The following is a 13983-nucleotide window of genomic DNA, read 5'->3' as shown; positions in this document are numbered from 1 at the left end:
TCAAGCATCAATGTCCCTCGCAGGGGCACACAGCTGTGCGCCCGTACCCAAGTTCATACTGCCATTCATCAATGCTCAATTGGCAGCAACGTCTTCCACAAGGCTATCTCACCAGCCTACTCGGCCATAGCCTCCATCTTGGCGGCAATTTTCTCCTTAATCTCCTCCATGCTGGGCATAAATTCTTTCTTCTTCTCAAAGCCTAGTTTGACCTTCTCGGCAATCTCATCGGGGGTGAGAGCGGTTTCAGCATCAGGGGCATCGGGGGCATACATCGCTTTGCTCTCCATGCCAATTTTGATTTTTTCGGCGATTTCTTCAGGAGTAGGCATGAACATTTCTTTCTTGTTCATAAAGACCTCCTTCTTTTGTTCGGGGGTCAGGGCGGCAAACAGCTCACCCTTAGGGATCGCCTTCATCGTGTTAGAAAGCTCTAGTTTTTGTCCTGTGGTCAACGCCATTGACTTAAAAGCCTTGCGTAAACTCAACCCCTCCTGAATGGCCTGCTCAAATTTCTCCCGCTGTTCAGGAAAGAGAATGCTCTCAATTTCGGGTACATACTTCGACTCTAGCTCTTCCATTAGAGCGGCTTGACCTTCGGTTAGATCAATGTCATTAAAAAACGGAATCGAGAAGGGAAGCGGGCCAGCATTAGCTGGGCTAACTACTAGAGTAAGAGCCACCAGGGTGGACAGCACAACGGCTAAAAACTTACGAAACATGCTTGGAAAGTCTCCGTATATCAACACAACTATCTCAACGCTTGCTAAAACAGACTTAGCAAAAACTATTTGGCCTAAACAAAGTTACCTAACGCTGATCGCCAGCAGTCTTTAGATGTTCTGAAAAGGCTACAACTGCCATGAACGATATCACGATCACCGGTAAAACTAGGCTCCACCAGGTTTCTGAAACTAGCACAAAGTAAGTGGCCGCTAGCCCCCCGAAGGCAAACCCTAGCATGATTGGCAAAACTCGCCCCATTCGCTCGGCCGATTCTGCTGCCGCCAGGGCTGCTTTTTCATCTCCTGGTGGCGCAAACTTAGACACCGCTATCTGCACCAGATCAATGGTGAGCTGAGTGGTGTTTCCGGTCATCACCGTAGTGGGTATGTAGCTCTTGAAAACACCCTTGGCCTCTTTCATCAGTGCGTTTTGAATGGCCATAGCCACCACCCCAGCGATGCCAATCGGCAAAATATATTCTTCTTGAATATTGAAAATTAGCGAGGGGGAAAGGTTGACTCCCACAATCAGGAAGATGGTGAGGGCGATCGCTTCGGCGGTGAGCAGTACCGCAAACACTGGCCACTGCTTTTTGCGAGCGTAGCGGGCCAGCAGCGAGGTGCCTGCCACCGCCACCATAAAAGCCGGAAACATCAGCAGATGAATGAGGGTCGATTCTTCGTCAGCTTGCACAAACTCGTAACCCGCCAGGGCGATGTTACCGGTGACATGGGCGGTAAAAATACCGAACAAAATGATAAACGCAGAGGTGTCAACAAACCCCGCTACCCAGCTCAACATAAACCCTGCTGGACCATCGCTGAGGAGGTAATTGCCCAGGCTAAACCCAGGCTTTGTAGGAGAACTGGCAACCATGGAAAGTATCTAAGTAAGCAGAATTAACATGGAGCAAACCCAACTCGGGAAAAACCGCTCAAAGCCTAGCCTCAGGCTCAGAAAAGCCGACAGTAGCATGGGGAAATCTAAACATCTCAAGGCTAGCGATGGGCCGACCTGTAGATCATCATCGAGGGTCGTTGCTCCGTCGTCGGTAACAAAGCTAACGGTATTATTCTTTGCTAGATGTCTCAGCCTTAGGCGTGATCACCTTGACCGTTTGGTAAAGGTGAGTATCGGCTGTAAAGGAGACATCTTCGGGGTCGTCGGGGACATCGTCTATTGCCAGGGCGATGTCGTCTGGCAGGGTAATGCGGGGCACCTGGTCTAAATCGCTAAACTCTGCGACGCTACCCCAGTTCGCCAGTAGGGCAATGTGGTTGACCTCCAGACCTGTGAGTAAAATTGCCGTGCGAGGGGCGGGGTAAAACTGGCTTAAATCGGCTAGGGCAGCATGGGCTGCGGCCACTAAGTTGATGGGGTGATCGGCATCGGTAGTGATGTCGCTAATTTGCACCAGAGCCATATTACCGGGGATGGCAGAAACCATTCCCGGCGGTGAAACCACCTGATCGACGGCAAAAGAGACCGTCAAAACAGGATCGCCCAACTCTACCGATTCTTTGGCTTTGCCCTTACCTTTGCCGCCCTTAGCGCTGGCATAGGCCTCGTAATATTTGGTGTAATCTTCGCCGTCGCCATCGCTGGCTAGGGAGATTTGAAAAGCGTCATAGCTGTCTTGATCGCGCCATTGGCTCAGCTCTGCCACACGGGTGCCATCGGTGCTAGAGAATAGCGCCCAGCCCAAGAACCCAGGAATAGTTTTGTAAAACGATTTGGTGCTTTTGTAAAACGACTTAACGGCATCGGCCTGAGTGGCGGGCTCGGTTTCGTAGAACGACAGTACTGCGATCGCCCCTCCGCCGGCATCGAATACCAGCGGTTCTACGACTTTGTCAGCCCAGGCAGACAGGCCCGGCAGCAGTAGTAACAGGCTGAGTAAGCCGATTCCTAGGATTTTTCCTAGCCCCTTGACCATAGGTTTTCTCTAATTCTTAGGTGGTGGCGTGAAGCGGGCTTAGCAACCCCGACCCCTGGCTCAAGGCCCCATCCTAGCGGTAGGGCTAGCCCCATTTTGTTAGTTCCGATACTGTTATTTCCCATTCCCAAATGAGTAAATGTTACGTTCGCACCTATCCAAAGAAAGATTTTTAGTTCTTTTGGGGCTTTAGTCGTGGGTTATGTCACTGTTTCCGCACATATTCCCTTGGCCTGTGCGCTTGACTACAGAACGACGCTGCCTTTTCCTTCTATAACCTCCTTGGGAAAGTGTATACAGTATACAGCTAGCTCTCAGCTGTTAAGCGTTGATAGTCAAAGCGGTTTTCGAGAGACAAATCAGTGGACTTGCTTAAATTCTGCTAGATGCAGCTCAAGAGCAAATTTGTTTGTATCTCAATGAACAAAAAATCCTGTTGTTGGTTGTTGTAATCCTTTAAGTCCAGCAAAGAGGTCGCAAAAGCTAAGTGCTGTTATGAAAAACCATTTTTGGAGGGGACATGGCAAAGGCAGACTACGATAGCACCGTAGAGCAAGAGGCAGCTGCAAACACAATTGCGTTTCAGTCTGAATTGCTCTACGGCCTCAACGACAAACCGCCGATGGGGGAAGCATTTTATGTGGCCATACAGCACGTACTGGCCTCATTTGTTGGCATCATTACGCCTGGTTTGCTCATTTGTGCGGCCCTGGGCGTTAGTCCTGAAGACACTGGCATCATCGTCAGTATGTCTCTATTGGCCAGCGGCATTTGCACCTTTATTCAGTGCCGCAAGTTTGGGCCAGTTGGCTCGGGGCTGCTGAGTCTTCAGGGTACCAGCTTTGCATTTTTAGGCCCTGTCATTGGGGTGGGCTCAGCGGCCATTGCCAGCGGCAGCACCCCCGAACAAGCCCTGGCGCTGATCTTTGGGCTGTGCTTTTTTGGCTCTGCGGTTGAAATTATTTTGAGCCGGTTTCTACACTTGCTCCAGCAGGTGATCACCCCCGTAGTTACGGGCACCGTGGTGATGATTATTGGCCTCAGCCTGATCAAAACTGGCTTTTTTAGCCTATCCGGGGGGGCGGCAGCCCTTCAAAATGAGACCTACGGCAGCACGCAAAACCTGGCCCTGGGGGGCTTGGTACTGGCGATTGTAGTGTGTTTGACCCTGTCGCAAAACCGCTTTTTGAGAATGGGCGCGATCGCCATTGGCCTAGTGGTGGGCTACGCCATCTCCATTGCCTTGGGACTGGTCAACTTTAGCTCTCTCAGCAATCTGCCGCTGATTCGCCTGCCCATACCGCTGCGCTACGGCCTAGACTTCAACTTCACCGCCTTTGTTCCTTTCATTCTGCTCTATGTCATCACCGCCATTGAGACCATTGGTGACCTGACGGCTACCTCGGCGGTTTCAGGTGAGCCGGTTTCAGGCTCTACCTACTTCCGTCGCATTAAGGGTGGCGTGTTAGGCGACGGCATTAACTCAGCCATTGCCGCTGTGCTCAACACGTTTCCCAACACCACCTTTAGCCAAAACAACGGGGTGATTCAAATGACTGGGGTGGGTAGCCGCTATGTGGGCTTCTATGTAGCCGGTATTTTCGCCGTCCTGGGGCTGATTCCCATCGTAGGCGGCATCTTTCAGGTGATTCCTCAGCCGGTTTTAGGCGGGGCAACCCTGGTCATGTTTGGCTCCATCGCCGTGGCGGGGCTCAACATCGTGGCCTCGACCGGCCTCGATCGCCGCACCAGCGTAATCGTGGCGGTTTCGTTGGCCCTGGGTCTGGGGGTGGTTTACGCCCCTGAGGTATTGGCCGACAAGCCTGCGCTGATTAAGAACGTGTTCTCTTCGGGGATTTCTACCGGTGGTCTGACGGCCATTCTATTGAACATCGTCTTGCCGGGTAGACCCAAGGTGAAGGTCGAGGCGGTTCCGGAGCTGTCTGAGGCATAACTCGCTGGAGAGTGAGTGCATTGCTGGGGCGGCTTCATGGAGCTGCCGCCCTCTTGCAGGGCTTGGTATGGTTCAGGCCCTGATTTCGCCTAGCCCAAAGCAGGCAGAGCAGCCTTTGGTTTGCTGGGTGAGGGCCACTTTGAGGAGTCAGGTATTGGCCCGTCGGCTTGAGTCAGGCAAACGCGTTGTCGCTGGTTTTTAGACCTACAGGCGTTGAGGCTGAGTCTGTAGGTAGTGACGGTGTTAGCACGGTCAAGTTCCCGATGGCACAAGCGTCCAACAGTTTTGGTGTGAGGAAATATCATGGTGAACGGTTTAAGTTTGAGCGCTTTAGCCCGCCTGGGTTTGAAGGGCTGTGAGCGCAGTTTGTTAGCGGTGTCGGTACTACTGTTGTCGGCGACCGCTACGGTAGCGGCCCCCTCGGTCACGACCGAGAGCACCAGCGATCGCTCAGATCGCTCGGAGTTGGCGATCGCGCCCTCCCCAACTGAAGCCTTAGGGTTGACCTCTCTGGTGCTTGGGGAAGCGACTGGCGATGCGATCGCTGCCCCCGGCGCACGATCTGAGGTGGCAACTGAGGCAGCAACACCCCAGCTCATCGCCTCTGAACCCCAGTCCACTACCGACGCTGAACGGGCCACCAGATTTCGGGTCAGCGATCTAGAGGCTGGCCTGGCCGCCGATACGACCGTGCAGCCTGAGACCCTCGAAGGCCTGGCCCAGGTGACACGGGTTACCGATTTTTCGGATGTATCGCCGTCCGACTGGGCGTTTCAGGCGCTGAACAACCTGGTTGAGAACTATGGCTGTATTCAGGGCTACCCCGACACCACGTTTCGGGGGCAGCGCACCCTCACCCGCTTTGAGTTTGCCGCCGGTCTCAACGCCTGCCTAGATGTGATTGCCAGCACCCTAGGCGCTGGCCTGCCTGAAGAAGACCTGATCACACTGCTGCGCCTGCAAGAAGAATTTGCCGCTGAGCTAGCCACCCTAGGCGGTCGAGTTGACCAGCTTGAGGCTGACACAGCTCAGCTGCGCGCCCAGCAATTTTCTACCGTAACCAAGCTGCGAGGCCAAGCCTTCTTTAACATCGGCGGCGGTTTCTCTGGCGGTGACATCCTCCGAGAAACTAATAATAGAGCTACCCCTGTAGCCACAGTGGTGGGCGACCCAGCGGTCAATGTGGGCAGCCTGCTGTGGATGAACTTTGACACCTCCTTTAGCGGTGCCGATCGCCTCAAGCTCCAGCTGGTGACGGGCAGCGGCACTGGCCCCGGCAACTTCTGGGCTTCGGCAGGGTTGTTCAACACCTTTGGCACGCCGATTCAGTTTCAGACTGGGGTACCGGCAGGCCAAGACTTTAGCGTTTACCTGCGAGAACTCAGCTACGCCTTTCCAGTGGGTAGCAACCTCACCCTCGACATCGGCCCCCGCATCAACTGGTACAGCTACTTTGACCAAAACCGCTACACCTTCTTTTTGACCGGGGGCAACAGCTTCAACTCCAGCGGTGGCACCCAGGTCAACTCCCTCGATCGGGGCACGGGGGCGATCGCTGTGTGGAACGTAGCCGACTGGCTCGATGTGCGAGTTGGTTATCTTGCCGAAAATACCGAGTTTATCGGTGGCCCCAAAGCCCCTAGCAACCCAGCTGTCGGGCTTTTTGGTGGCACCAGCACCCTCACCGGCCAGCTAGGGCTACGGCCCTTTAACAACTTCAACCTGCGGTTGCTCTACACCCGCTCTAACCTCATGCCCAACGCGGCCGGACAGATCGGCGGCACCTTTGGTGAGCCCCTCTACGGCCTAGCCGATAACGGCGCTGGGGGAGCACTCACCAACGCCCCCGCCGATACCTTTCTCGTCAACTTTGACTGGACACCGCTGAACTGGTTGGGGTTATTTGGTCGCTACAGCTACGGCAGTGTCGGACTGACTGAAGCCGCTACTGGGGCCGGTATCGGCAACGTCGATGCCCAGTCGATTCAGTTTGGGGTGGCCTTTCCCAACCTGTTTAAAGAAGGTGCGCAGGGCACCATCTCCTACCTGGTTCCCTTTAGCGTAATCAACGGCCGCGAGTTTCTGGTGTCCGGCGGTGGCGACGGGGGGAGGCAACAAGAGGTAGAGGTTGTCTACCGCTACCCGCTCAACCGAAACATAGCGCTGATGCCCTCCGTCTACTGGATTATGAACGCTAACAACTTCAGCACTAACCCTGATATTGTCATCTTCAATATGCAGGCCCAGCTGTCTTTCTAGGGTTAGCGTTTCTTTCACACAGACAGGTCAGTATTCACCTTTGGCCCTACCGGTTAACCGGTAGGGTTTTTTGTTTCTGAGAACGGTCTTTTGTCGGTTGGATGCGATCGCCCGCCAGCGACCGTTGAGCAATCTAGGGCAGCGCCATCGTTCCTAAGGTCAAACCCTGGCTTTTTGCCGAGCCACGCTGCGCCACACTCTGCCTATGGTCCCCTGATACCAAATCCTCCTTGGCTACCCCCCGTTCAGCAGGGCGCAGGCCGTGCGCCTCTACGGTTTGGCCTTTTGGGAATCGGGGTTATGCAATTTGGATTTAGGATGAAAGCTCCACGGGCAAAAAATAAGCCAAAAAACCTAAATTTACTTAGAGTCTAAACTGACTTAGATCAGAATTCGCCTCAAACTCATTTCTAAACTGGCAGAATGGTTTTGCTGTGGGAGGATAATCGGGTTAAGTTGTGCCTGCCCTGCTGTTGCTAGGGCTGACGTTTACCCGACTCAGCGGAGGGACAAGGGTGCCTCTATCTAAGCCCACCCGACAACTTGCAGCAACGACAGAGTTTCACCCCGCCCACCGCCTTCGCCACCCTCGTAATGCCCCTGCCCATGGGTCTGTCATGAAAAACAGTTTGCTTCAACCCGAACACCAGCCCGAGACCAGTGAGAGGGCCGCCTCGCCAGGTAGGCGGTGGCTACAACTCCTGATCGGCATAGCTGTGCTAGCGGGCGTAGTCGGTGGCGGGATCGTGCTGGGCGGAGTGACCCTTCCGCCCTTGGGGTGGCAGGGCGGGCTAGCCCTGGGGGTAACATTGGGGGCATTTTTATTGAATGCGCTGACTACTCTGGCCGCAGAAGTGGTGTTTTTGGCGGCGTTGGCCCTACTGCTCTTGAGCGGCGTCCTCGATACCAGTACGGCCTTGGCTGGGTTTAGCAACCCCGGCATGGTCACCGTCGCCGTGCTCTACATTGTGGTGGCAGGGCTGCAACAGACCGGTGGGCTAGACATTATCTCGCGGTCGGTGCTGGGCATGCCCCAGGGGCACACCCAGGCTTTGCTACGGCTGATAGTGCCAGTGGTGGGCCTGAGCGCCTTTTTGAACAACACCCCGATTGTGGCAATGTTTATTCCAGCGGTAGGCGACTGGTGCCGCAAGCTGCGCATTAGCCCCTCCAAGCTGATGATTCCGCTCAGCTATGCGGCGATTATGGGCGGGATGTGTACGCTGATTGGCACCAGCACCAACCTGGTGGTCAACGGCTTGCTCATTGCCGAGACCGATCTGCCGGGGCTGCGAATGTTTGATTTGGTGCCGGTGGGGGTGCCCTGCGCGATCGCCGGTTCTCTAATGCTGATCTTGGCCCAGCGCTGGCTGTTGCCCAGCCGCAAACCCGCCATCACCGGCACCGACGACCCCCGCGAATACACCGTCGAAATGGTGGTCGAAGACGGCAGCCCCCTGGCGGGCAAAACCGTAGAAAAAGCGGGGCTGCGCCACCTGCCGGGCCTGTTCTTGACCGAAATTCAGCGGGATGAGCGGCTGTTGACGGTGATCAATCCCCAGGAGGTGCTGCGGGAGCACGATCAGCTGGTGTTTGTGGGCATGGTGGACTCGATTGTTGACCTCAACCAGATTCGTGGATTGCAGCCCGCCACCGACCAGGTGTTTAAGCTTGACTCGCCTCGGGGAGAGCGATCGCTGATGGAAGCGGTGGTCTCTAACACCTGCCCGCTGGTAGGTATCACCATTCGCGAGGGCAAGTTTCGCAGCCGCTACGGAGCGGTGGTGCTGGCGGTGGGTCGCAACGGTGAGCGCCTGCCCGGCAAGATTGGCAATATTCGCCTGCGCCCCGGCGACACTCTGCTGCTGGAGGCCAACCCCTCCTTTTTAGAGGAGCGCCGCGCCTCCCGCGATTTTTACCTGATTAGCCCAGTGCCCAACTCCGACCCCCTGCGCCACGACAAAGCGCCGGTGGCCTTTGGCATTTTGGTGCTGATGATCGCCCTAGCTACCTTTGGTTGGATGGAGATGCTCAATGCCGCTGCCCTGGCGGCGGTGCTCATGGTTCTCACTGGCTGCTGTTCGTTTCAGCAGGGGTTTCGCGCCATTGACTGGTCGGTCATTTTGGTCGTGGCGGCGGCCCTGGGCCTGGGCAAAGCCCTGGAGGTGACTGGGGCCGCCTCGGCCTTCTCGACAGCGGTACTGGGAATCGTGGGGAGCAACCCTTGGGTCGCCCTAGCCGCCATCTACGCCATCGTCAGCCTGCTCACCGAGGTGATTACCAACAATGCGGCGGCGGCGGTCGTGTTTCCCATTGCTCTATCGCTGTCCCAAAACCTGGGGGTCAGCTTTATGCCCTTTGCCGTGGCCATTATGATTGGGGCATCGGCCAGCTTTAGCACCCCGATTGGCTACCAAACTAACCTGATGGTCTACGGCCCTGGGGGCTACAAATTCACCGATTTCATGCGAGTCGGCATTCCCTTTAATCTGATGTTTTGGGGTTTGACCGTGCTGATCGTGCCACGGGTGTTTCCGTTTTAGAACTGCCCGATTTTCTCAGTGGCGATTGGCTGGCCAACCTCGACACGGTACGACCCGATTGGCTAAGGCTCTGGGTTCTGTCGTGAGCGCCCGAGAGGCCAACCCCAGTGCGCTAACCGGAGATGCGGTAGGGTGAATGATGGTGCTGGCCTAACTCACTGCCCAGTGGGGCCTGAGTGAGCGCCCTCAACCCTGCGAGAATCCTTTAGAAAACCCCTTAGAAAAAACAGAGTTTGGTTATGCTGCTGCCGCTAAATGCTATAGCCCGAGGACTGCCGCCAAACCTGGGGCAGTTGGCCTCACCGGGGCCAGTGGCCTTTGAGCTAGGGCCAATTACCTTCCGCTGGTACGGCATGCTGATTGCCTCGGGCCTATTTTTGGGCATGCTGCTGGCCCAGCGGCTCGGTCGGCGGCGGGGCCTAGACCCAGAGCGCATTGGCGACCTGACCATTTGGCTGGTGCTGGGGGCACTGCCGGGGGCACGGCTCTACTACGTGCTGTTTGAGTGGGATCGCTACGCCGATCGCCCCCTGCAAGCCTTTGCCATCTGGCAGGGAGGTATTGCTATCCACGGAGCTATTTTGGGGGGGGCGATCGCCACGCTGCTGTTTGCCCGCCGCTATCGGCTCTCCTTTTGGCAACTGGCGGATGTGGTCGCCCCGGCCCTGGTGCTGGGTCAGGCCATTGGTCGCTGGGGCAATTTCTTTAATTCGGAGGCCTTTGGCCGCCCGACCGATCTGCCCTGGCGGGTGTATATTCCCCCCGCTCAGCGACCGCCGGGGCTGGCCGATGCCGCCTACTACCACCCCACCTTTCTCTACGAGTCGCTGTGGAACCTGGGGGTGCTGGCGCTGGTACTCTGGCTCTTTTTTTGGGGATTGCGTCATCCGGGGCGGCTGAAGGCAGGCACAATATTTTTGGTTTACTTTGCCACCTATAGCCTGGGTCGGGTGTGGATTGAGGGTCTGCGACTGGATAGTCTGATGCTGGGACCACTGCGGGTAGCCCAACTGGTGAGCCTGGGCGGCATTGCCCTGGGCATTGTCGGGTTGCTGTGGCTCTATCGTCTCAAACGCCCACTGCCCGATGTCGTGTAGGCCCACAGGTCGTTTGCCCTGCGCCTCTAAGCCCCCGGCGATCGCGCTGAGACGGGCATTGCTGAGTAGAGATCTGCGGTTATGATAAGTGCACATGATCTAGTGCCCCGGTGCTGTGACTGATTCTGCGATCGCTTCTTCTCCATCGCTAACCGAGGGCCAACGTCTACCGCAACAGCGGTGGCAGGTGGCCACCGCGAATGCTCCCCTGGCCGCCACCCTGGCCCAGGCCACGGGGTTGTCGCCGCTGCTTACCCAGGTATTGATCAACCGAGGCATTACCACCCCGGCTCTGGCGACCGACTTTCTCGACCCCGAGCGGCAGCAGTTGCCCTCGCCCCTGGCCGAGTTTCCTGACTTGGCCGCCAGCTTAGAGCTGCTGGTAACGGCCATTAATACTCAGCAGGCGATCGCCATTTGCGGCGACTACGATGCCGACGGCATGACCAGCACCGCGCTGCTGCTGCGGGCGCTGCGGGCCATGGGGGCCCAGGTCAGCTACACCATCCCCAGCCGCATGGCCGAGGGCTACGGCATCAACAACCGCATTGTCGAAGACTGCTACGCCGATGGGGTGAGCATTATTCTCACCGTTGACAACGGCATTGCCGCCGTGGCCCCAATCGCCCGCGCCCGCGAGCTGGGTCTGGCGGTGATCATCACCGACCACCACGACATTCCCCCCGAGATTCCTCCAGCCAATGCGATTTTGAACCCCAAGCTGCTGAGCGAAACTTCGCCCTACCGGGGCGTGGCGGGGGTTGGGGTAGCCTACATTCTGGCGGTATGTCTGGCCCAGGCCCTGGGCCGCACCCAAGACTTGACCGGGCCACTGCTAGAGCTATTTACCCTGGGCACCATTGCCGATTTGGCTCCCCTCACCGGGGTGAACCGCCGCTGGGTGCGGCGGGGGCTGGGGCTATTGCCCAGGTCGCGCCTCTTTGGCATTCAGGCGCTGATTCAGGTGGCGGGGCTGGCCGACCAGAGCAAACCGCTGAAGCCCGAGCACATTGGCTTTCGCCTAGGGCCGCGCATCAACGCCGTAGGCCGAATCGCCGAGCCCCAAATTGTGATTGACCTGCTGACCACCGACGATGTGGGGGTGGCCCTGGAGCGGGCCATGCAGTGCGAGCAGATCAACGCCACCCGCCAAGATCTCTGCCAGAGCATTGAGCAGGAGGCGATCGCCTGGTGTGAGCAGCAGCGCGCCCTGGGCACGGTAGAGATAGAGCGCGATCGCGTCTTGGTGGTTGTGCAACCCGGCTGGCACCACGGTGTGATCGGCATTGTCGCCTCGCGGCTGGTCGAGCGCTACGGCGTGCCCGTCTTCATCGGCACCTACGAAGACGACGAGCACAAGGTGATTCGCGGGTCAGCCCGAGGCATTCCCGAATTTGACGTGTTTGCCGCCCTGCAAACCTGCCACGACCTACTCGAAAAATTTGGTGGCCACCGGGCTGCCGGAGGCTTTTCGTTTTTGGCCAATCGCCTGCGCCAGGTCACGGCCCGGCTCTCCCACTACGCCTGCCAAACCCTCACCGTCGATCTGCTCAAGCCCCTGGTCAAAATCGATAGCCAGGCCCGCCTGGGCGAAGTAGACCAAGGGCTATTCGACCAGATCGATCACCTGCATCCCTGCGGCATTGAGAACCCCGACCCGGTGTTTTGGACGCCCAACCTGCGGGTACTAGAGCAGCAGACCGTGGGCCGCAACCGCGATCACCTCAAGCTGGTGCTGGGAGAAGACGGCAGCGATGTAACGATCAAAGCGATCGCCTGGCGCTGGGGCGAATATTACCCCCTGCCCAACCAACTCGATGTCGCCTATAAGCTCAAGCAAAACGAATGGCAGGGCACCACCACCGTTGAGCTAGAACTGGTGGGGGTGCGCCCAGCCGCCGCCGCAACCAAAGCCCGACCCAACTCGACCGCTGCGGTACAACGGCCCTCGCGACCGGTAGGGCCGTCGCTCCCCAACCTCACAACTCCGGTGACGACGACCAGCGGGGTCGGCCCTCGGCCCAGGGTGAGCGAAGTTGCTCCAGAGTCTGACACTGGCTCTGGCACCGGTTCTAGCCTAGGATCTGCTACTGGGCCTGGTGCCACCGAGCCCACGGCATTAGATCATCTATCCCAGAGCACCACCGAAACGTCGGTACAGCCTGCGGTAGCCGCAGAACCACCCCCCACGCCAACGGTGACCCCGGCGCAGTCGCCCGCCGCTCCCAGTTCCTCTTCCAAGGTCGAATTTACCTACAGCAACCGCCGCTACTCAGCCACCACCTCCAGTAACTCGGGCACCACTACTCTGACCATGAGTAACCCCGAGGGGCAACGACTGGTGGTCAACCGGGGCGACCAGCAAGGGTGGCTCTACCTGCCGGGCGAGTCGGCTAAGCCGGTCGATGTCAGCGAACCCCATTACGGCAACCTGGTGCGAGCCGGGGCCGCCGCCGTAGAGCTAAAGCAGCTAGCCGAGCGCTTGGCAGCCGCAGAAACCCGTCTGGCCGAGCAAGATGTGCTGCTGGCCCAGCAATCGACCCTAATCAACGCTCTCCAAGCTGAGAATGCCACCCTTTTAGCTACCCAACACGCCTCGAAAGCACAATTTTCAGTCCTTGACCCAGCGGACCCGCCGCCCCCGCCGCCCCCGGCACCAGCCGCCCAGGCTGAGCCAGCCCCATCAGCGGTGAGCGAGCCTGAAACCCCCAAACTCAAAGCACCCCACCCCCCTGTCAACAGCCCTGAAGCCACCTCACCCCAAGCAGCGCTGCCCCAGCTTGGGCTTGAGCAGGCTAAGCAGCAGGTGCGCCATGCCGTCAGCGATCGGGTGTGGTTTTGCCTCAGCGCCGACAGTCAAACCGATCTAGCGGCAGCTTTGGCCCACCTGGCGATCGCCAGCAACCCCATTCCCGCCCAAGACGTCGCCACCGTAGCGGGCCTGGCGACGGTACTAGAGCGCGAGCTGTTGCAGCCTCTCCTCGACGACTTTGCCCGCTACGGCGCGGACAGCGGCGATCGCGAGATGGTGGCCCTGGCCAACGAATTAGCCCAGGCCGGTGGTTTGAGCGCACTGCCGCCGCTGCTGAGCGAAACCTGGCGATCGCTCACCGCCAAAGCCCTCACCGCCACGACCAAACCCCGCAAAGGGCTGCACCACAACACCCATGCCGACACCAGCGAGTCCCCCTTCCCCATTGACGATACCCACCGGGTCATGCTCGACGAATTTCTCCAGGGGTGGGATCACCCGATTGGTCGCTGGCTGACCGGCGATGGAGCCGAAGCCGCCAGCGACCTCGCTCAGGTAGCCCAGCTTCAGAGCACTCATGGGGCCATGCCCTTCTGGCAAGGGCAAATGCTGCAACAACTCGTGCTGGGCCATCGCCAAAAAAAGGGAATTTTGCAGAAAATTTTTGGGTAATTCTATCGACAAAATAGCCTTAGAGGTGGGAATCCCGCACCCTC

8 protein-coding genes are annotated in these 13983 nt (G+C 57.8%); 5 read left to right on the top strand and 3 right to left on the bottom strand.

Features of this window, described 5'->3' with window-relative positions:
* Positions 1 to 116 precede the first annotated feature (116 nt).
* The 3 genes from RRF56_RS11310 to RRF56_RS11300 all read right to left on the bottom strand — a co-directional run bounded on the left by RRF56_RS11310 (position 117) and on the right by RRF56_RS11300 (position 2662).
* Positions 117 to 722, bottom strand: coding sequence for a hypothetical protein (locus tag RRF56_RS11310; protein ID WP_317037749.1), 606 nt, complete (start codon positions 720 to 722; stop codon positions 117 to 119).
* A gap of 88 nt (positions 723 to 810) precedes the next feature.
* Positions 811 to 1602: a YoaK family protein gene (locus tag RRF56_RS11305; RefSeq protein ID WP_317037748.1), complete on the bottom strand. Its 792-nt coding sequence runs from the start codon at positions 1600 to 1602 to the stop codon at positions 811 to 813.
* Positions 1603 to 1795: 193 nt separating this feature from the next.
* Positions 1796 to 2662: an antibiotic biosynthesis monooxygenase gene (locus RRF56_RS11300; RefSeq protein WP_317037747.1), complete on the bottom strand. Its 867-nt coding sequence runs from the start codon at positions 2660 to 2662 to the stop codon at positions 1796 to 1798.
* 520 nt (positions 2663 to 3182) lie between these two features.
* Here RRF56_RS11300 and RRF56_RS11295 point away from each other — a divergent pair.
* From RRF56_RS11295 to recJ, 5 genes are all read left to right on the top strand, one after another.
* Positions 3183 to 4616 carry a nucleobase:cation symporter-2 family protein gene (locus RRF56_RS11295; protein ID WP_317037746.1) on the top strand — a complete coding sequence of 478 codons (1434 nt, stop codon included), beginning with the start codon at positions 3183 to 3185 and terminating at the stop codon, positions 4614 to 4616.
* A gap of 303 nt (positions 4617 to 4919) precedes the next feature.
* Positions 4920 to 6875: an iron uptake porin gene (locus RRF56_RS11290; protein ID WP_317037745.1), complete on the top strand. Its 1956-nt coding sequence runs from the start codon at positions 4920 to 4922 to the stop codon at positions 6873 to 6875.
* 617 nt (positions 6876 to 7492) lie between these two features.
* Complete coding sequence (locus tag RRF56_RS11285) at positions 7493 to 9418, top strand: SLC13 family permease (protein ID WP_317037744.1); 1926 nt, start codon at positions 7493 to 7495, stop codon at positions 9416 to 9418.
* Positions 9419 to 9657: 239 nt separating this feature from the next.
* Positions 9658 to 10515, top strand: a complete 858-nt coding sequence (lgt, locus tag RRF56_RS11280) for a prolipoprotein diacylglyceryl transferase (RefSeq protein WP_317037743.1) — start codon at positions 9658 to 9660, stop codon at positions 10513 to 10515.
* 115 nt (positions 10516 to 10630) lie between these two features.
* The gene (gene recJ, locus RRF56_RS11275; protein ID WP_317037742.1) at positions 10631 to 13939 is read left to right on the top strand and encodes a single-stranded-DNA-specific exonuclease RecJ; all 3309 of its coding nucleotides are present in this window, start codon (positions 10631 to 10633) and stop codon (positions 13937 to 13939) included.
* Positions 13940 to 13983: the final 44 nt, after the last annotated feature.

This window comes from Nodosilinea sp. E11 (assembly GCF_032813545.1).
In the GTDB taxonomy this organism is placed as follows: domain Bacteria; phylum Cyanobacteriota; class Cyanobacteriia; order Phormidesmidales; family Phormidesmidaceae; genus Nodosilinea.
The sequence above is the reverse complement of the archived record's forward strand: the minus strand, read 5'-3'. Positions and strand labels throughout refer to the sequence as shown.